Genomic DNA, 16,978 nt, shown 5'->3' with positions numbered 1-16,978 from the left:
CTCGGCGGGCGGGAGAACCGCCTCAGGACCGGCTTTCGGGGACGGTGACGAGCACCTCGCCCTCGCCCGCGACGCTGACTTCCATGCCGGCGTACGGGAACGTCACGACGCAGTCGGCCGACTCGTCGCGGTGTCGCACCAGCGAGTCGAGCGCGTCGGAGTCGATGACGTCGTACAGCGGACCCACCTCGGACGGCTCGACGTCACCGGTCTCGGCGATGACCTCCGCCACGGCGGCGCTCGGGGAGACCGCCGACCAGTCGAAGGTTCTGCGGACGGTCCGACCCGATTCGGGCGGCACATCGCTATCACTGTTGACACTCGTTTTACTCATCTATCTGTCACCTGCTTACCAGTTGTGCCTTACCACATATATATCCATCCCGGAATTATCAGTTCGTGAAATAGCCTCACAGTCACGCCGTGGCGACGGCGCGCTCGCCGTGCCGGAGTCGCCCGGAGGTCGCCGTCGAACTGTCCGGCGAGCGGTCGGCCGACCCCGGCACGACCGAGAGATAGCGCCGCAGGCGGTTACAGGTCCGCGACGTCCTCGATGGCGTCGGTGAGTTCGCGGATGCTCTCGACGGTGTGTTCGCCCATGTGACCGATGCGGAAGGAGTCCTCGCTGAGGTCGCCGTAGCCACTGGAGAAGGCCATGTCGTACTCTTCGGAGACGGCCTCGACGGTCGCGGCCACGTCGATGTCGCGCGTGTTCTCGACGCAGGTCACGGTCTGGGACTCGTAGCCCGCCTCGGCGAACAGGCCGAAGTGCTCGTTGGCCCACTCGTGGGTGTACGCTTGCATCTCCCGGTGGCGCCGGTCGCGGGCCTCGTGGCCCTCTTCGAGCATGTGTTTCATCTGCTTGCGGTAGGCCAGCATGATGGGAATCGCGGGCGTGGAGTGGGTCTGGCCCTTCCGGTCGTAGTAGTCCAGACAGCGCTGGAAGCCGCCGTACCAGGAGGCCGACTCCTTGTCCAGTTCGCGCTCGTAGGCGTCGTCGCTGACCGTACAGACCGCAAGGCCCGGCGGCATCGCGAAGGCCTTCTGGGTCGAGGTGAAGATGGCGTCGATGTTGTGGCCCTCGATGTCGATGTAGTCCCCGCCCAGACAGGAGATGGCGTCGACGACGAAGTACGTGTCCGGGTAGTCGCCCATGAGGTCGCCGATCTCCTCGACGGGGTTGCGCACGCCCGTGGAGGTCTCGTTCATCACGACGCCGACGGCGTCGTAGTCGCGGTCGCCGCTTTCGAGCGCGTCACGGATGTCCGCGGGCTTGACCGCCTCGCCCCAGTCGTACTCGATGCGGTCGACGGTCTTGCCCAGCCGCTCGGCCACGTTGGCCTGGCGCTCGCTGAAGCTCCCGGAGGTCGCACAGAGCATGTTCTCCTCGACGAGGTTCAGCGTCGTCGCCTCCCAGAACTCGGTCCCGGAGGCGGTGAGGATGATGACCTCCTGGTCCGTGTCCAGGAACTCCTTGGTGTCCTCGACGATGGTCGTGTAGAGGTCGGTCATCCGGTCCATCCGGTGGCCGAACATCGGCTGGGCCATCTCCTGGATGACGTCGTCGCGGACTTCGGTCGGGCCGGGGAGATACAGCGTCTTCTCGGGGTAGTCGCCTGTGTATTCCTGTTTCTTGGTCACGGGAGCCACCTTGGTAGCGGCTCTTTCGCGTGCGGTGGCATGGTAGTTTTGATACGACGCTGACCGGCGGCCATGCGAACGAGTCTCATCCGATACTGCGAGCGAGAGACGAGACCACGATGGCGTAGGCCAGCGCCGGCACCAGGCTACCGACCGAGAACCCGCCGGTGCCGGGCACCACGAGCGAGAGCGCCCAGAGGACCAGCGGGGCCACGGCGAGTGCGAGGCCGCCCTTCGAGGCCGCCGCGGCGAGTGAGGACTGGGAGCCGGCGACCACCCCCGCGACGACGGCGGCGGTGACGTAGAACAGCGTCATACCGGGCGGGGTGACGAAGGGGAGCGTCACCAGCCCGACGACGGCGACGACCAGGCCGACGGCCGTGGCGTTGCTCTCCCCGTCGTCGGCCGATGCCGCGTACCCTCCACGTCCGTCGTGGCGGTCCCGGACGGCCTGCCCGCTGTCGGCGTCGATGGGACGCTCGAAGTCCACGCCGCAGTGCATACACCACGTCGCCGTCGAGCTGACCTTCCCGTTACACTCCGGACAGCGGGGGTCAGAGACCATACGATACGTTCGGCATGGCGATATGTTAGCCGTTGGGGTCGGGGCTAGATTCATACCCGAAGACCGGACAAGGTACGCTATGGACTGGGTCACACAGGCGCGAGGGCTCCTCTACGACGGCGAGTCGATACGGGAGACGGTCCCCGTCGGTTCGGGCGGCGTCGTCGTGACGAGCCACCGCCTGCTGGCCTTTACCCCGGACCGCGAGGGGCCGAACTACCACCAGGTCGACCGGCCCAACGTCGAGGGGGCGACGTGCCGGACCAGCGGCGACTTCGGCTTTCTCCAGCAGGCGGTGAAGGCGCTCGTCGTCGGCGCGGTGCTGCTCGCCGCCGGGATGACCGTCAGCCTCGACGGGATGGTGTCGGGCATCTCGCTGGACAGCGGCGGGGCGGCCAGCGCCGTCGGCATCGGCGGGATGATGGGCCTGCTCCAGTCGATGCTCTCGCTCATGGCGCAACTGGACGACCTGCTGCGCATCTTCGGCGGCCTCGCGCTCGCGCTCGGCGTGGTGGTGCTGGCGGTGTACGTCTGGAGCCGCGAGCGACTGCTCGTCGTCAGCGTCGCCGGCGGCGACGACATCGAACTGACCGCACCCGAGGACGAGAGCGTCGTCGACCAGTTGGAGGCCGCAGTCGTCCCCGGTGACGCGACGGCGCCGCCGCCGACCGACGACCCGCTGGCGTGACGTTCAACACCGCCCGGCGCCTATTACCCGCCGATGGAGCCAGACGGCGTGCGCCGGCGAGCGGGCGAGTTGCCCGACGAGCCGGGCATCTACCAGTTCGAGGACGGCGACGGCCGGGTCCTCTACGTCGGCAAGGCCGTCTCGCTGCGCGAGCGGGTGCGCTCCTACGCCGACCCCAGGAGCCGCCGCATCGCGAAGATGGTCCAGCGGGCCGCGGTGCTGGACTTCGCGGTCACCGACACGGAGACCCAGGCGCTGTTGCTGGAAGCCAACCTCATCAAGCGCCACCGCCCGCCGTACAACGTCCGGCTGAAAGACGACAAGTCCTACCCGCTGGTCCAGTTGACCGACCACGCCGTCCCGCGCATCGAGGTGACCCGCGACCCCGACGAGGGCGCGACGGTGTACGGCCCCTTCACCGACAAGGGCCGGGTCGAGACGGTCGTGAAGGCCCTGCGGGAGACCTACGGGCTGCGGGGCTGTTCGGACCACAAGTACGCCAATCGGGACCGGCCCTGTCTCGACTACGAGATGGGCATCTGTACGGCGCCCTGTACCGGCGAGATTAGCGAGGCCGACTACGCCGAAGACGCCGAGCGCGTGAAGCGGTTCTTCGAGGGCGAAGTGGGCGTGCTCGCGGACCCGCTCCGGCGGGCGATGGAGCAGGCGGCGGGGGACAGGGAGTTCGAGCGGGCAGCGAACCTGCGGGACAAACTCGGCGCCGTCGAGGCGCTCCACGGCGAGTCGGACACCGCCGTCAGCGACGCCGCCAGTGGGGCCACGACCGACGTGCTGGGGGCCGTCGTCGAGGGCGACCGCGCGGTCGTCGCCCGCCTCCACGCCGAGGGCGGCAAACTCGTCGAACGGGACCGCTACACGCTCGACGCACCCGACGGCGAGGGACCGGCGGGCGTCTACCGGGCCTTTATCCCCCAGTACTACGCCGAGCGAGAGCTTCCCAGCCGGATTCTCTGTGCCGAGGACCCCGCCGACGCCGAGATAGAGCGGTGGCTCGACGGCGAGGGCGTCGAGTTGCGGGTCCCCGGCGCCGGCCGGGAGGCGACGCTGGTCGAGTTGGCCCTGAAGAACGCCCAGCAACGCGGCGGGCGCGACGACGGCGTCGGCGCGCTGGCCGACGCGCTGGGTATCGCTCGACCGGAACGCATCGAGGGGGTCGACGTGAGCCACGCCCAGGGGCGAAGCGCCGTCGGCTCGAACGTCCTCGCCGTCGACGGCGACCCGGACACGAGCGGCTACCGGCGCAAGAAGCTCACCGAGCGAAACGACGACTACGCCAACATGCGCGAACTGGTCCGCTGGCGGGCCGAGCGCGCGATGGCGGGCCGGGACGACCGACCCGACCCCGACCTGTTGCTCATCGACGGCGGCGAGGGGCAACTCGGGGCCGCCCGCGACGCCCTGGCCGAGACCGGATGGGACGTGCCCGTCATCGCGCTCGCGAAGGACGAGGAACTGGTGATAACGCCGGACGGCGTCCACGACTGGCCCGACGACGCGCCGCATCTGCATCTCCTCCAGCGCGTGCGCGACGAGGCCCACCGCTTCGCGGTCCAGTACCACCAGACGCTGCGTGACGAGGTGTCGACGCCGCTTGACGACCTGCCCGGTATCGGCCCGGCGACACGAAAGTCGCTCCTGCGCCGGTTTGGCAGCGTCGAGCGCATCCGGGCGGCGACCAGCGAGGAACTCACCGAGGTCGACGGCGTCGGCGCGGCCACCGCGGAGACGATTCAGACGCGGCTCTGAGCGACACGACCGGTCCCACGCCGAACACGCGAGCGGCGTCGCTGGTGTGGAAACCGACCGATAGCCGGGCGCGCCGGCGGCCACGAGTCGACCCCCTACTCCGGCGCCATAAATCGTATGCAGCGATACAAAATCCCGAAATCGGGCTGGCCGCTATCCTCAGGGGCGGCGACTACGGTCTGAGAACCCCGTCAGACCGGGAGCGGTCCCGGCCGACCGGTCGGCGGTAATCGCAGGACAGCGCTCCTGCAATCCGCTCGTCGCGCACGAGCGAGGACGAGACACCCCGCTGGGTGTATAACTACCATCGACATCACTGTTGTACCTATTAGTAGGTACCTGATGTAATACCCCTCAATGGCTGGCCCTTGGAGATTACGTGTGTATCTACGGCTCGAGAGTGAACTATCGATTCGGCGCAGGAAATGAGCGTCGTCGTCCAATTCTCCCTCCCAGCTGACCAGTTCGTCCTCGGCGAGATACTCGAAGTCGGCGATGGACCGGCGGTCCGTCTCGAATCGATGGTACCGACCGGCGACGCGATGGTGCCGTACTTCTGGGTCGACAGCGCCCACGCCGACGCCGTCGAGGCGGCGCTCGCCGGGTCCGAGATGGTCGACGACGTGGCTCGCGTCGAGGAGACGGCGTCCGAGGCGCTGTTCCGGGTCACGTGGTCGGACGGCGTGAACGGGTTCCTGGAACTGGTCCGCGGCACCGGCGCCGCGCTGCTCGAGGCCAGGGGACGCGGCGACGACTGGCTCTTCCGGATGCGCTTCCCCGAACGGACGGCCGTCTCGGCGTTCTACCAGACCTGTGTCGACGCGGGCCTCAGGCCGGACCTCGAAGGGGTGAACTACCCCCAGCAGTCCGACGGCGGTCTGGAATACAATATCAGCGACGCACAGCGGGAGACCCTGCTCACGGCGCTCGAACGGGGGTACTTCGACGTACCGCGGGGTATCAACCTCACCGAACTGGCCGAGGAGCTGGGTATCTCCGATACGGCCGTCTCACAGCGGCTCCGGCGCGGGATGGCCAGCCTCCTGAGCGGGACGCTCGACCGGCAACCGTCGGCAGACGAGACGGCCGACCGGGAGTGAATCGACCGGCAGTCCCGAGCCGTGTGGACCGACGGTCGGCAGCACCGGCCGTTCTGGGGAGTGAGTTTATATATAATAGACCTCTATATCACTGCAACACCCAATGTCCGGTGAGCCGAGACTTTCGGTGGGGTTGACAGGCGGACGTGCCCGGCCAGTTAGAATTCGTCTCCGGCAGTGCGAGACGGCCAAAGCGGGCCCGCAAGGGTATTGATATTTCTCATGAGCCTTTTCGCCGACGTGGTCCTTCCCGTGACTGCGATACCGCCGGGCGACCGGGTCAGTGTCGGCACGGACGCCGAACTCGAGTTCGAGCGGGTCGTCCCTTCGGAGAGCAGCACCCACTATCTCTGGGTGGTCGGCGAGGACTACGCGCGGGTCCTCGACGACCTCCGGGGCGATGCGGCCGTCGAGTCGGTCGCGACGCTCGACGAGTACGACGACCGGGCGCTCGTTCGCGTCCGCTGGACGGCGCTCGAGGCACCGTTCCTGGACCTGCTCGACGAGACCGACGGAGTCCTCTCCGATGCCAAATTCACGGGAGGCAAGTGGCGGACCACGCTTCGGTTCCCCGACGAATCGGCCTTCAGCGACTTCTACGCGGCGAGTGAGCAGCGCGGGCTCGGGCTCGAACTCAGAGCGGTCAGCGGCGCGCGGTTCGCGGAGCACGGCGACGCGCTCTCGGCCGTCCAGCGGAAGGCGCTCGAAGCGGCGTTCGCGGCCGGCTACTTCGAGGTCCCGAGACGGACCACGCTCGCCGGGCTGGCCCAGCAACTGGACCGTTCGGAACAGGCCGTCTCCGAGGCGCTTCGGCGGGCGACGGCGAACTACCTGCGGGCGACGCTGGCGTCGGAGGAGCCAGACGGCACAGTCGCCGACGACCCCCCGACGGACGACTCCGAGCGGGGCACCTGACGGCCGCCTCGGCAGTCGACGGTCGCCCGTCGTCGGCAGACCGACGATAGGGGCGCCCACCGTCCGTCACTCACCGTCGTCGTCCGACTCGGCGTCGGCCCCACCCTCGACGAGCGTGTTCCGGAGGAGCGCGGCGGACCCCCGACGGAGCCGCTGTGAGACGGCGGTGTCCGAAAGCCCGAGCCTGTCGGCCAGTTCGGTGAGGTTGATACCCCGCGGCACGTCGTAGTATCCCTCGTCCAGCGCCGTCACGAGCGCGTCTCGCTGTGGCTCCGTGACGTCGAAGTCCAGCCCCAGCATCTCCGGGACACCGGGATTGTGGACGGTCTCGACGTCGACCGAGATACCGTGGTCGACACAGCCGCGATAGAACGTCGAGAGGTCGTCGTGACCGGGGAACCGAAGCGAGAAGCGCCAGCTACCGGCTTCGGCGGTCCCCTCCAGAATCGTTCCGTCGGCATCCGTGAGCGCGTCGAGAAAGCCGTCCACTCCGGAGGCCCACGAGGCCCGAACGAGGTTCTCCCCCGCGACCGAATCGACGATTTCGAACGAGTCGATGTCCGCGTCGGCGCGAAGCGCGGCTTCGATGGCCTCGATACTGTGGTCCGCTACCCAGAAGTACGGGACGAACGACGATTTCGTGGGGACAGCCCGTTCGAGACGCACGTTGAGGTCGGGATTCTCGCTGAGTGCCGCCTCTAGCAGAAACGCGTCGGCCGGGATTGCGATGATGGTGAAGACGCTCATTGGTGGTGTCCGCCCGCAGTTGTGCGACGGCCGCTGTGTGGTCCCGGAACGTAGAGAGGGCACATGGGAGTTGGCTCCGGATTAAACGAGGTCGGTTCTTGGGGTGTCCCGCGCACCGGGCACGCGAAGCGGACGGGCATGATGTGAACGTCGGGCCACCCCGAATCAAGCGACCCCGTCACGATTGAGGTCGAACACTGAGCGATACCACGCTTTCGGTATGCTAGCTTAGTTAGAAACTTAGTGTTGGTGGTTACCACGGCGAGAGAGTCCCGGGTGGGGGAATCGCTTCAACCCCATCGACATCACAGCTAATCGTATAACAATACTGTCGCACTACTTGTAGTTCCAGGCGATGGAGGACTCCAATCCCAAACCCGAAGTCGACGAGGTCTACACATTGCTGTCCGAGCGGCGTCGCCGCGCAGCACTCGAATTTCTGGGCTCGAACGGCGGTTCGGCGCCGATATCGGAGCTTGCGTCGCATCTCTCCGAGCACGTGGTCGGTGTCTCGGAGACAGAGCGGCGCGTGCGGTTGCAGCTCTACCACGTCGATATCCCGAAGTTGAAGGCCACGAACATGGCCGAGTTCGACACTGAGGACGCGTATGTGACACTGACACGGAGGGGCAAGTGGCTCGACCGAGTCAGGCGAGAGACCGACGAGATAATCAAACAGGAGGCCGCGTAGCCCGTCGCGGGAGTCCGTGTGGTCGAACGGGCACGACGAGGTTGCGTGCCAACGAACTGCCCGCCGACCCGTGGGATTTTCGCCCTGCCGCCACTACCGGCACCCATGAACGTCGGCCGACGGCTCGTGCTGGGGGTGGTGGGGCTGGGGACGCTGGTCACCTACCTCCTCGCCGGCGTCGTTGGCTATCGACTCCTCCGGGTGGTGTGGGCCCAGCGGCCGCCGACGGCGGTCGTCGTCGCCACCGTCCTCGGGACGGCGCTGGTCTTTGGCGTCCTCAGCTACTGGACCGGGACGACGCGGTTGCGGCGGTCGGTGGACGCGGTCGCGTTGCCCCGCTCGCGGGCCCCGGAGCTATACCGACGGTACGACCGGCTGACCGAGCGGATGCGGGCCGGCGAGCCGTCGCTGCTGGTCGCCAGACTACCGGTGCCAAACGCCTTCGCCGTCGGCGGGCCCAACGGGGCCATCGTCGTCGACCGACGCCTCTTTGCCCTGCTGTCGGCAGACGAGATGGAGACGCTGCTGGCCCACGAACTCGCGCACTTCGAGCGCCGGGACGCGCTGGTCCAGACGCTGGGGTACAGCCTCACCCAGAGCCTCGTCGGCCTCGTCGCCGTCGCGCTGTTCCCGGTCGTCGTGCTCACCGGGGGTATCGCGCGGGCGCTCGCCCTGCTCCGTGGCAAGCCCGAGTCGTGGTCGCGGTCGTGGCTCGGCCGGACTCACCGGGGGGCGCTGGGCGCCGTCGCCCTGACGGGCTTTGCCGTGACGCTACTCGTCCTCTCGTACTCCCGGCGGCGGGAGTGGGCGGCCGACGACCGGGCCGCGGCGGTGACGGGCAAGCCGCTGGCGCTCGCCCGGGCCCTGCGGAAGATAGAGCGCGCCTCGACGCCGGACCTGGGACCGCTGACGCCGCTGTACGTCCACGGCACGGAGGAGAACCCGCTGTCGCGGCTGCTGTCGACGCACCCGCCGATGGACGCCCGGGTCGAGCGACTGCAACGGCGGGCGAGCCAGCGAGGTTAGCCGTCGAGCAGCGCGGCCAGCGTCCGGCGTAACTCCCCGGTGGTCGGGCTCTGGGGGACCTGCGCGAGGAGGTCGTCCCGGAGCGCCGACAGCGCGCCGTCGACGCCGAGGCGCTCGATGCGGTGGCCGTGTTTCAGCGCGATTCGCGGCGAGACGTCGAACAGGAGGTCCTGTTTGCCGATGGTCGAGTGGGTGATGACCAGCGCCTCCACCGCGCTGTCGACGAACGTCGCGCGCTCGCTGTCTGTCCCGACGCCGTCGAGCGCGGCCGAGAGCAGTTCGTCGAGCCGGTCGGTCCGCTCCGAGAGGGCGGGCGGGGCCGCGAGCGTCGTCGTGCCGTGGGGGTGTTCGGGGGTCATGCTCTCCCGCGGGGCATAGGAGAGCGCCGCCCCGCTGACCGGCGCAGTGGCGTCCGGCAGCGGCGAGGTGAGCCGGTTCGACGGCCGCGTGTCGGTGAAGACGACGTGGAGGTTGGTCGGGTCACCGGAGACGGCGTCGTCGCTCCCGCTCGCCCGGTCGCCGCCGCGCCACAGCGCTTCCCGAAGGGTCCCCGGCACCGGGCCGGTGTCGCCGCGCAGTTCCATATGGAGGACGGCCGGCCCGTCGCTGCACCGGTCGAGGACAGTCCAGAGCGTGTCGACGCTGTCCCGCGCCAGCGGCGACAGCCGGTAACAGGGACAGTCGCGCTCGGCCGCCAGCAGTCGCGCCAGTGTGAGTCCGCGCCAGCCAGTCATGTCTGCGACGTACAGCCAGGGCAGCGCGTGGACCGGCCCGAGGCTGGGGTCGCCGGCCGTCGGGTCGACCGACGCCGGCACCAGTTCCAGGTAGGCCTCGAGCGTCTCGCGCTCGGGGGCGAAGTACTCGGCGACCGCCGGGGGAAGCACCGTCTCGACCGTGCAGTGGCCCGGGACTGAATCCATATGCCCGCCGTTCGGCCGTCGGCCCCAAATGGTTGCCGAGGCCGGAACCCGGCGAGGCCGACGTCGAGTGTCAGTTCACTCGAAGGCAATAAGCCCCGAGAGAGGGGAATAAGCCGTCGGTTCGGGGTCACGCTATCGTGTGTGCCCCGCTCTCGCGTCGTCACCGTGCGGGCTATCGGCCGTTACCCGGTCGACAACGGCACGATACCGACAGACTGCACGGGGTTTCCGCCCGGTAACAGCTGCGATTTCGACGACAGCCCGGGCGTACGTTCGACGGGCGACGCGGGCGCCGAGGCAAGAACTGAATAACAACACGAGGGCGCGACCTCGGCTGAACTGTTCCGTCGACCGGGCAGCGGCGCCCGGCGGAACCCAGCAACAATGTCACAGCAATACACCCAGCAGCCACAGACCGGGCAGGTACAGCAGGGCCAGTCGTATCAGACACAGCAGCCCACACCGGCGTATCAGGCCCAGACACAGCAAGGCCAGCAGGCCCAGCAGCGACCCGGCGTACAGATGGCCACCCAGGGGTACCGGCAGTCGGTCTCCCAGGAGGTCCAGCAGGCCGTGAACGACCTCGACCACCTCGAGACCCTGAGCGAGTGGGTCAAGAGCCGGGCGACGGAACGGGGCCGCCCGCGCATCGCCGCACGCGCCGACGACCTCGCGGAGGTCGCACACCTCGAGAAGAACCTCCTGCTACGGGACTCGCCGTTCGCCGACCCCATCGGACAGGCGGTCCAACAGACCATCCAGCAGGGCGTACAGGAGCTTCAGCAACACGCGGGCGAGCCGGAGGTCCAGGAGGCGCTCTCGCAGGCCCAGCAGACCCTCTCGACTATCGAGCAGGCCATCGGCCGGGTCCAGCAGTTCGGCCAGCAGACGCCGGTCGCCCAGCAGTAACACCGCCGACCTGGCGGTCGATTTTTTTCCGCAGCGGTCCCGCTTCGGGGCCGGGAGAGTCACCGTCCGCTCACGGGTCGAAGCGGTGGTATCGAGAACAGTCGAAAAGTCGCGGATTCACACGACAGTGTCGAGCGACGCTGCTCGCACTTCGCGGGTTATCGGGGGGTCGGTTCGGTGACGGGTTCGCGGGTCCGGCGGCCCTTCATCCAGCCGCCGACGGCGCCGGCGACACCGCCGGGGATGGCCTGCACGAACAGGGCGAGCACGGCGACCGACGCGCCCGCGACGGCCGGGACGAGGCCGACGAAGAGGGCGGCGGCGACGGTGAGGATGGCCAGCAGGACGAGCGCACCGACGATGGTGGCCAGCGCGCCGTGGACGGCCCCGCTGCCCGCACCCGAGACCATGTAGCCGGCGACGAAGCCACCGACGAGGCCGGGCATAGCGAGGAGGTAGACGGAGGTCTCCGTGAGCGGGCCGGCCCACGCGATAAAGGCTCCGAGAGCGATAGCGACGACGAATCCGGTCAGTACTGCACGCCAGTTGATGTTCATAATCGCATAATCCTACGTTACAGACGGAGATAGTATGATGTGCGTTATCCGAGCAGTAAGCTGAGTAGATGCCGCCGGGTCACACTCACGTACGTACTACGTCTCCGTCTGGCAGTCACCGGACACTACGCGGGTCGGCCGCGGCCGACGGCTTGGGGCGGTTCGCGCGGGGCGTCACGGCGATGCGTGCGCGACGATTCAGCCGGCCTTTCCGCCCGGCAGCGGATACGTTACTAAACGTTAGGAAATCGAAATTTGCTGTGTGAAATCGCGGCTCTCACGTCTCCGGAGCGGAGCATCGCTACCCCCTCACGCCGGGCAACACACGCGACAGGAGGACGAATGCGTCTCGTCCAGGTGCTGATTCCCGAAGGGGCACGCCCCGTAGTTCTCGAAACCCTCGACGAGGAGGGTATCGACTACGCCGTCTTCGACGAGGTCGGCCGCGGCGACTTCGAGGCGATGGTCCAGTTTCCGGTCCCGCCAAGCGGCGTCGAGCCAGTGATGCAACACCTGCGGAGCGAGGCCGGCATCCACGAGGGGGCCTACACTATCGTGTTGCCGACCGAAACGGTCGTCTCCCGGCGGTTGCCGGCGCTCAAGGAACGGTTCCCGGGACTCCGTATCTCCCGCGAGGAACTGCTCGCCCGCGCAGAGGACCTCGCCCCGGCGAACTCGACATTCTTCGCTTTCCTCCTCCTGAGTACCGTCATCGCCACCACCGGACTGCTGCTCGACTCCGCGGCGACGATTATCGGTGCGATGGTTGTCGCCCCGCTGATGGGGCCGGCCATCTCCGCGAGCGTTGGGGCCGTACTCGACGAGCCGGAGATGCGGTCCCGCGGGTCGGCGTTACAGGTGACCGGGCTACTCGCTGCGATAGCGACGGCCGCCGTCATGGGTTGGCTCCTCCAGCAGACCGTCCTCATCCCGCCGGGGCTCGACATCCGGACCATCCCACAGGTCGCAGAGCGCACCAGTCCGAACGTCCTCTCGCTGTTTCTCGCGCTGGGCTCCGGGCTGGCCGGTGCAATCAGCATCATCCGCGGTGCGGGGTCGGCCCTCGTGGGCGTCGCCATCGCCGTGGCGCTCATCCCGCCGGCGGCCACCGCCGGGCTCGGCATCGCCTTCGGCCTGCCCGGCGTCTTCGTCGCCGCGGCCGTCCTCGTCGTCGTGAACCTGCTCGCCATCAACCTCTCGGCGCTGCTGTTGCTCTACGCCGCCGGCTTCAGACCGCTGGAGACGACTGACCGACGGACGGTCCGGTCGGCGGTGTTCTCCCGCGTCGCGACTATCCTGTTTGGCATCGCGGTGCTCTCGCTCGTCCTCGGAGCCGTCACCTGGACGACGTTCCAGACGCAGTCGTTCGAACAGGAGACCCAGGAGATACTCCGCCAGGACGTCGACCAGGCGAACATCGAGGGGGTCGAACTCGTGGATGTTACCGTCGACTACGAACCCGTCGACATGCTCCTGGGGCGGGAGCCACAGGTGAACGTCCTCATCGGGATTCCGCGCGGCCTCGAAGCCCCGCCCGACCTCGCACAGCGGTGGGACGACCAGTTGACGACTGAACTCGACAGAGACGTCGTCGTCCGCGTCGGGTTCGTCGAGGCACAGGTCTCCGAAGCAGAGCCCCGGGAGCCGCCCTTCGAGTGGTCCTCGCTGACCATCCTCGCGACACCGGTGGCGGGACCGGGCGACGGTTCCGGGCCACGCCCATTAGATATAGCGTAATACGATTTATACAGTCTGGCAGTCGTCTGCCCATACGGCACGTAAAATCCCGCCCGAGAGCCTCACGCGTCGGAAATCGCACTCCGAACGTGGGCCACGACCGCGGCCGGCTTCTCGCGGGGCGCCCAGTGCCCGCAGTCGTCCAGCACCACCAGGTCGCCGTCGGGAACCCGCTTGGCAGCCCGCCGCGCCCACGCCGTCGGAAAGAGCCCGTCGTGGGCGCCGTGGAGAAAGCGCGTCGGCATCGAGAGCTCGCCAAAGCGGTCGGTGAAGGTCGTCCGGTAGCCCTCGAATGTCACCTCGGCGTCCCGAAACCGACGGAACGCGGCGCCCGCGGTCGGCCGCTGAACCTCCCGGTAGACGGCGTCGACGGCCGCCGCGGGCAGGCTGTCGAGGTCGTAGACGAGGCCGGCGAGGCTCGCGCGCGTGAGTCGTCGGCTCCGTCGGAAGGCCGCGATTGCTAGCTTGTTCAGTAGCTGTACCCGCGCGAGGAGATAGGAGAGGCGCCCGTTCGGCAGGTCGCGCCCGAGCCCGTAGGCGTCGATGGGTACCAGGCGGTCGACGAGGTCCGGGCGGTCGAGCGCAACCTGTATCGCCACGCCCCCGCCCACGGAGAGCCCGACGAGCGTCACCGGGCCCAGGTCGAGTTCGTCGAGGAAGCCGGCGACCACCCCCGCGTGACGGGGGATGGAGTACGGTCCGGGCGGCAGGTCGCTGTCGCCGTAGCCCAGCAGGTCCGGCGCGACGACGCGACAGTCGGGCGCCAGCCGCTCGATGACGGGCGGCCAGGAGACCTCTGCGGCGTCGATGATGCCGCCGTGGAGCAAGACGACCGGCGGTCCGTCACCGGCGTCTCGGTAGTGGATTCGGGACCCGTCGACCGTCACGGCGCCGTCAGTGACCATGTGCGGACTCGGCACGCCGGCTACTGAAGGATTTCGCCGCCTGGGAAGCCGACGACACAGTTCGCGCTCGACTGTGTCTGCGAACCGAAACACGGCGTAAATCGTCATCCGCTATATCAAAATCGTTCCGCACCGACTGTCAGCGCACCCGCCGGGTTCGACGGCGGGGGATAGCGACACGTGGAGCAGTCCGCTCCGCGAAGGCCGGACGGCGACTCCTCGCCGGGTCGGACTCGCCGCGGTAGTCGAGCGGGGCCCGCTGTGGCCCTCGCCCAGTAACTGCGGTAGTCAGGTCCCACTGTGGGTCGTAGTATCGCGGGCCTCCTGGGCTGTATCGAATCCACCCGGTGTCCGTCCCCGCGGGGGGCGTGGGTGATACCGAGTCACAGAGAGTGGTTACTCGATGGCCCGTTCGTCACTCGGAGGTCACACGCCCGAAGAGCGGGGCTACCAGTCGCCAGTCTCAGACGGTGTCGGGCCGCGTTCGACCGAGTCGAGGTAGTCGAACTGCCCCCTGAACTCGCGCCGACGCTGCCGTGAGACGACCGTCGCGTCAAGCAGTGGCCCGACTAGCCGCGCCTCGAGTTCGAAGTCGGTCGTCGCCCGGACCGACACGCCGCCGGGGCGCTCGCCGAGGACGTACCGGGTCTCCATCTCCGAGAAGACGCCCTCGCGTTGCCGGTACGCGAGGACGGCGTCGGGGTCGGCGACGACTTCGAGCGTCAGTTCGATGCTCACGAGTCCGACGTGGTTGGCGATGTGGAAGACGTCCTCCGCGACGGTGACCGCGTCGAAGCCGGCAGCACGCATGAACGGGCCGAGGTCGGTGATGGCGTCCCGGACGGTCCCGGCGGGAGTGTCGAACTCGCTCGTCACCGTGACTGACTCCATACGTCGGCCCGCGACCAGTCGAGGGTTTCGACAGCAGCGGCCGGTGCGTGGCTACGACAAAGCGGTCCGAGACCAGATTACGCGTGAACTACCCCACCCTCGGCGCTTTGCCCTTCCGTCCTCGAAGTCGGAGGCCTCACCTCGAAATGAGTCGCCGACTCCGCCGGACGTGTGGCTGGGAACGCGGCCACACGTCGACACCCGGCTCCGGTCCTCGCGGCGAGTCCGGACAGGCGGGCGGCTAGCGGTCGACGGCGCCGGACGCGCGCCGATCAGCGACCCCAGCGCCGCCGCGGTCGCCGTCGGGTCGGCACGGCGTCGAGCCGTGTCTCGGACAGGACGCGACGGTCAGCACCAGCAGCCGGACGGCGAGGCGGTCAGCCAGTGACGCCACAGCGGCCCGCTCCGGGCCCCCTGGCCGTCCGGCGTCTCCGAGCCGCTGGTGTGCACGCGCCACGGCGTCGTCGCGGACGGCCTCGACCATCGTCGGCGTGAGACAGAGACAGTGCGGGTCGGCCATCCGCTGTCACCCCAGTACCCCGGTCAGGAGCTTCCCCTGTGCGGCCGCCAGATGCTCGGTGAACGTCGTCGTGGTGATATCGAGTTTGGCGGCCACGTCGCCGGCAGTCGCGTCGCGGGGGTGTTCGAAGTAGCCCATCTCCAGGGCGACCCGGAGGACCTCCTCCTGCCGGTCGGTCAGCGTGGCACGGTCGAAGACGATAGGACGGGCCTCGTCGTTCGCGCGGGCGCTCTCGACGAGGCGGCGAAGCTGGATACAATCGGCCGTCGCCCGCAGCTCATCGAGGACAGTCCCGAGCAGGTCGGCGTCTTCGACGAGGAAGGTGACGACAAGCGACTCCGGCTCGACAGTGATGTCCCGGACGACACAGCCGGCCCGTTCGAGACAGTCACAGACACAGCCCTGGCCGTCCGGTCGAGTGACGCGGAAGACGTGCCGGTCGTCGTAGGAGAACACCCGCTCGACGCCGGCGCGGTCGACGCTCGCCGGCAACGTCGCTCCCGGGTCGCCGGTGAGCGTGAACACCGCGTGGACCTCGTTCGAGTCCCCACCGAGGCGACTCCTGTCGACGTCCGTGACGGTCCAGCTATCGGTGGCGTGTGGCTCGACACAACAGGATTCGGGACCGAACACCGCCACCTCGGAGAGGATGTGGTCGCCCATAGACGAGTGTTCGGGGCGACGACGGAACGAATCTGATGCGAACATGTTCGTCACTCGGCTCGATAAAAAGGACCACAGATGTCAGGGAGGTCGTTCAGGGTACCAGTAGCGTAACCGAGAGACGTAGCCTCCTGCTGTCGGGGCCCCAACACATGCAACGGAACACACTGCTCATCGGTCTACTGGTCGTGTCAGTTCTGCTCCCGATGTGGTACGTCGCGCTGCACGGTGAACCGCCCTCGGAGGAGATAGCCATCGACGAGAGCGTCAGCGAGATTCGACCGCTCGACGGCGTCGTCGACACGCCGAACAAACTCTCACCGAGCCAGGTCGGCGTCGTCGTCTGGGTCGCCCTGTTCGCGCTGCTGGGCGTTCTCGCGGCGGTCCACCAGTTCATGAACCGCGCGGTCCGCCCGCCCGACGACGCGGCGGTCGCGGACGGGGGAACGGGGCGCGCCGGCGTCTCGCTGCCGTGGCTCGCGACGGGCGACCGCTGGGTCGTGGAGTACCACGACGCCTCCGACGCCATCGAGGGGCTGGTCGCGATGGCCGGGCTGACGGTACTCGCTATCGCCTTCGCGGCGCTCTTTACCGGCGAGTATCTCACGCTCGCGCGCACCCAGTACTTCGGGCTGTACGCCACCGGGATGTTCCTCTCGCTGGCGCTGTCGACCGTCGCGTACTACGCGTGGTTCATGCCACATATCGAGGTCGCCGAACACCGGGGGCACTAGCC

Annotated in this window: 19 protein-coding genes; 9 read left to right on the top strand and 10 right to left on the bottom strand. The window is 68.3% G+C overall.

Translation table 11 applies throughout. From position 1 onward, the window contains the following. Nucleotides 1-22: 22 nt before the first annotated feature. From NDI86_RS08225 to NDI86_RS08215, 3 genes are all read right to left on the bottom strand, one after another. On the bottom strand, nt 23-334 hold the full coding sequence (locus NDI86_RS08225) for a HalOD1 output domain-containing protein (RefSeq protein ID WP_310899933.1): 312 nt from the start codon (nt 332-334) through the stop codon (nt 23-25). A gap of 197 nt (nt 335-531) precedes the next feature. Continuing rightward, the gene (locus tag NDI86_RS08220) at nt 532-1,641 is read right to left on the bottom strand and encodes a pyridoxal-phosphate-dependent aminotransferase family protein (RefSeq protein ID WP_310899932.1); all 1,110 of its coding nucleotides are present in this window, start codon (nt 1,639-1,641) and stop codon (nt 532-534) included. Between the two features lie 85 nt (nt 1,642-1,726). Beyond that, a complete protein-coding gene (locus NDI86_RS08215) occupies nt 1,727-2,206 on the bottom strand; it encodes a hypothetical protein (protein WP_310899931.1) in 480 nt (159 codons plus the stop codon). A gap of 79 nt (nt 2,207-2,285) precedes the next feature. Between NDI86_RS08215 and NDI86_RS08210 the strand changes: the two genes are divergently transcribed. The 4 genes from NDI86_RS08210 (at nt 2,286) to NDI86_RS08195 (ending at nt 6,676) form a co-directional block, all read left to right on the top strand. After that, entirely contained in the window at nt 2,286-2,894 is a 609-nt protein-coding gene (locus NDI86_RS08210) for a hypothetical protein (RefSeq protein WP_310899930.1), read from the top strand. A 33-nt stretch (nt 2,895-2,927) separates the two neighbouring features. Then, entirely contained in the window at nt 2,928-4,661 is a 1,734-nt protein-coding gene (locus tag NDI86_RS08205; RefSeq protein ID WP_310899929.1) for an excinuclease ABC subunit C, read from the top strand. 425 nt (nt 4,662-5,086) lie between these two features. Next, nucleotides 5,087-5,761 carry a helix-turn-helix domain-containing protein gene (locus tag NDI86_RS08200; RefSeq protein WP_310899928.1) on the top strand — a complete coding sequence of 225 codons (675 nt, stop codon included), beginning with the start codon at nt 5,087-5,089 and terminating at the stop codon, nt 5,759-5,761. Between the two features lie 222 nt (nt 5,762-5,983). Further along, nucleotides 5,984-6,676, top strand: a complete 693-nt coding sequence (locus tag NDI86_RS08195; RefSeq protein WP_310899927.1) for a helix-turn-helix domain-containing protein — start codon at nt 5,984-5,986, stop codon at nt 6,674-6,676. Between the two features lie 66 nt (nt 6,677-6,742). Here the strand turns inward: NDI86_RS08195 and NDI86_RS08190 are convergent, their stop codons facing one another. Continuing rightward, nucleotides 6,743-7,423: a helix-turn-helix domain-containing protein gene (locus NDI86_RS08190; protein WP_310899926.1), complete on the bottom strand. Its 681-nt coding sequence runs from the start codon at nt 7,421-7,423 to the stop codon at nt 6,743-6,745. A gap of 355 nt (nt 7,424-7,778) precedes the next feature. Here NDI86_RS08190 and NDI86_RS08185 point away from each other — a divergent pair, with 355 nt between their 5' ends. Next, entirely contained in the window at nt 7,779-8,114 is a 336-nt protein-coding gene (locus NDI86_RS08185) for a DUF7344 domain-containing protein (RefSeq protein WP_310899925.1), read from the top strand. 105 nt (nt 8,115-8,219) lie between these two features. Next, a complete protein-coding gene (locus NDI86_RS08180) occupies nt 8,220-9,140 on the top strand; it encodes a M48 family metallopeptidase (protein ID WP_310899924.1) in 921 nt (306 codons plus the stop codon). Here the strand turns inward: NDI86_RS08180 and NDI86_RS08175 are convergent. Continuing rightward, nucleotides 9,137-10,060, bottom strand: a complete 924-nt coding sequence (locus tag NDI86_RS08175) for a hypothetical protein (protein WP_310899923.1) — start codon at nt 10,058-10,060, stop codon at nt 9,137-9,139. The genes NDI86_RS08180 and NDI86_RS08175 overlap by 4 nt on opposite strands. Before the next feature lie 384 nt (nt 10,061-10,444). Here NDI86_RS08175 and NDI86_RS08170 point away from each other — a divergent pair, with 384 nt between their 5' ends. Further along, the gene (locus NDI86_RS08170) at nt 10,445-10,969 is read left to right on the top strand and encodes a hypothetical protein (protein WP_310899922.1); all 525 of its coding nucleotides are present in this window, start codon (nt 10,445-10,447) and stop codon (nt 10,967-10,969) included. A gap of 158 nt (nt 10,970-11,127) precedes the next feature. Here the strand turns inward: NDI86_RS08170 and NDI86_RS08165 are convergent, their stop codons facing one another. Further along, entirely contained in the window at nt 11,128-11,526 is a 399-nt protein-coding gene (locus NDI86_RS08165; RefSeq protein ID WP_310899921.1) for a DUF5518 domain-containing protein, read from the bottom strand. Nucleotides 11,527-11,868: 342 nt separating this feature from the next. Here NDI86_RS08165 and NDI86_RS08160 point away from each other — a divergent pair, with 342 nt between their 5' ends. After that, complete coding sequence (locus NDI86_RS08160; protein ID WP_310899920.1) at nt 11,869-13,263, top strand: TIGR00341 family protein; 1,395 nt, start codon at nt 11,869-11,871, stop codon at nt 13,261-13,263. Between the two features lie 62 nt (nt 13,264-13,325). Here the strand turns inward: NDI86_RS08160 and NDI86_RS08155 are convergent, their stop codons facing one another. The 4 genes from NDI86_RS08155 to NDI86_RS08140 form a co-directional block, all read right to left on the bottom strand. Then, the gene (locus NDI86_RS08155; RefSeq protein WP_310899919.1) at nt 13,326-14,168 is read right to left on the bottom strand and encodes an alpha/beta fold hydrolase; all 843 of its coding nucleotides are present in this window, start codon (nt 14,166-14,168) and stop codon (nt 13,326-13,328) included. A 447-nt stretch (nt 14,169-14,615) separates the two neighbouring features. After that, nucleotides 14,616-15,059, bottom strand: a complete 444-nt coding sequence (locus tag NDI86_RS08150) for an SRPBCC family protein (protein ID WP_310899918.1) — start codon at nt 15,057-15,059, stop codon at nt 14,616-14,618. A gap of 241 nt (nt 15,060-15,300) precedes the next feature. Further along, complete coding sequence (locus tag NDI86_RS08145) at nt 15,301-15,579, bottom strand: hypothetical protein (protein ID WP_310899917.1); 279 nt, start codon at nt 15,577-15,579, stop codon at nt 15,301-15,303. A 6-nt stretch (nt 15,580-15,585) separates the two neighbouring features. After that, entirely contained in the window at nt 15,586-16,287 is a 702-nt protein-coding gene (locus tag NDI86_RS08140) for a helix-turn-helix domain-containing protein (protein ID WP_310899916.1), read from the bottom strand. A gap of 107 nt (nt 16,288-16,394) precedes the next feature. Here NDI86_RS08140 and NDI86_RS08135 point away from each other — a divergent pair, with 107 nt between their 5' ends. Continuing rightward, complete coding sequence (locus tag NDI86_RS08135) at nt 16,395-16,976, top strand: hypothetical protein (protein WP_310899915.1); 582 nt, start codon at nt 16,395-16,397, stop codon at nt 16,974-16,976. Nucleotides 16,977-16,978 lie beyond the last annotated feature (2 nt).

This window comes from Haloarcula onubensis (assembly GCF_031624605.1).
GTDB lineage: Archaea > Halobacteriota > Halobacteria > Halobacteriales > Haloarculaceae > Haloarcula > Haloarcula onubensis.
The sequence above is the reverse complement of the archived record's forward strand: the minus strand, read 5'-3'. Positions and strand labels throughout refer to the sequence as shown.

Coding starts and splice junctions, on each gene's coding strand:
- NDI86_RS08225 (WP_310899933.1), bottom strand. CDS start 334: ATGAGTAAAACGAGTGTCAACAGTGATAGCGATGTGCCGCCCGAATCG.
- NDI86_RS08215 (WP_310899931.1), bottom strand. CDS start 2,206: ATGGTCTCTGACCCCCGCTGTCCGGAGTGTAACGGGAAGGTCAGCTCG.
- NDI86_RS08210 (WP_310899930.1), top strand. CDS start 2,286: ATGGACTGGGTCACACAGGCGCGAGGGCTCCTCTACGACGGCGAGTCG.
- NDI86_RS08205 (WP_310899929.1), top strand. CDS start 2,928: ATGGAGCCAGACGGCGTGCGCCGGCGAGCGGGCGAGTTGCCCGACGAG.
- NDI86_RS08200 (WP_310899928.1), top strand. CDS start 5,087: ATGAGCGTCGTCGTCCAATTCTCCCTCCCAGCTGACCAGTTCGTCCTC.
- NDI86_RS08195 (WP_310899927.1), top strand. CDS start 5,984: ATGAGCCTTTTCGCCGACGTGGTCCTTCCCGTGACTGCGATACCGCCG.
- NDI86_RS08190 (WP_310899926.1), bottom strand. CDS start 7,423: ATGAGCGTCTTCACCATCATCGCAATCCCGGCCGACGCGTTTCTGCTA.
- NDI86_RS08185 (WP_310899925.1), top strand. CDS start 7,779: ATGGAGGACTCCAATCCCAAACCCGAAGTCGACGAGGTCTACACATTG.
- NDI86_RS08180 (WP_310899924.1), top strand. CDS start 8,220: ATGAACGTCGGCCGACGGCTCGTGCTGGGGGTGGTGGGGCTGGGGACG.
- NDI86_RS08175 (WP_310899923.1), bottom strand. CDS start 10,060: ATGGATTCAGTCCCGGGCCACTGCACGGTCGAGACGGTGCTTCCCCCG.
- NDI86_RS08170 (WP_310899922.1), top strand. CDS start 10,445: ATGTCACAGCAATACACCCAGCAGCCACAGACCGGGCAGGTACAGCAG.
- NDI86_RS08165 (WP_310899921.1), bottom strand. CDS start 11,526: ATGAACATCAACTGGCGTGCAGTACTGACCGGATTCGTCGTCGCTATC.
- NDI86_RS08160 (WP_310899920.1), top strand. CDS start 11,869: ATGCGTCTCGTCCAGGTGCTGATTCCCGAAGGGGCACGCCCCGTAGTT.
- NDI86_RS08155 (WP_310899919.1), bottom strand. CDS start 14,168: ATGGTCACTGACGGCGCCGTGACGGTCGACGGGTCCCGAATCCACTAC.
- NDI86_RS08150 (WP_310899918.1), bottom strand. CDS start 15,059: ATGGAGTCAGTCACGGTGACGAGCGAGTTCGACACTCCCGCCGGGACC.
- NDI86_RS08145 (WP_310899917.1), bottom strand. CDS start 15,579: ATGGCCGACCCGCACTGTCTCTGTCTCACGCCGACGATGGTCGAGGCC.
- NDI86_RS08140 (WP_310899916.1), bottom strand. CDS start 16,287: ATGTTCGCATCAGATTCGTTCCGTCGTCGCCCCGAACACTCGTCTATG.
- NDI86_RS08135 (WP_310899915.1), top strand. CDS start 16,395: ATGCAACGGAACACACTGCTCATCGGTCTACTGGTCGTGTCAGTTCTG.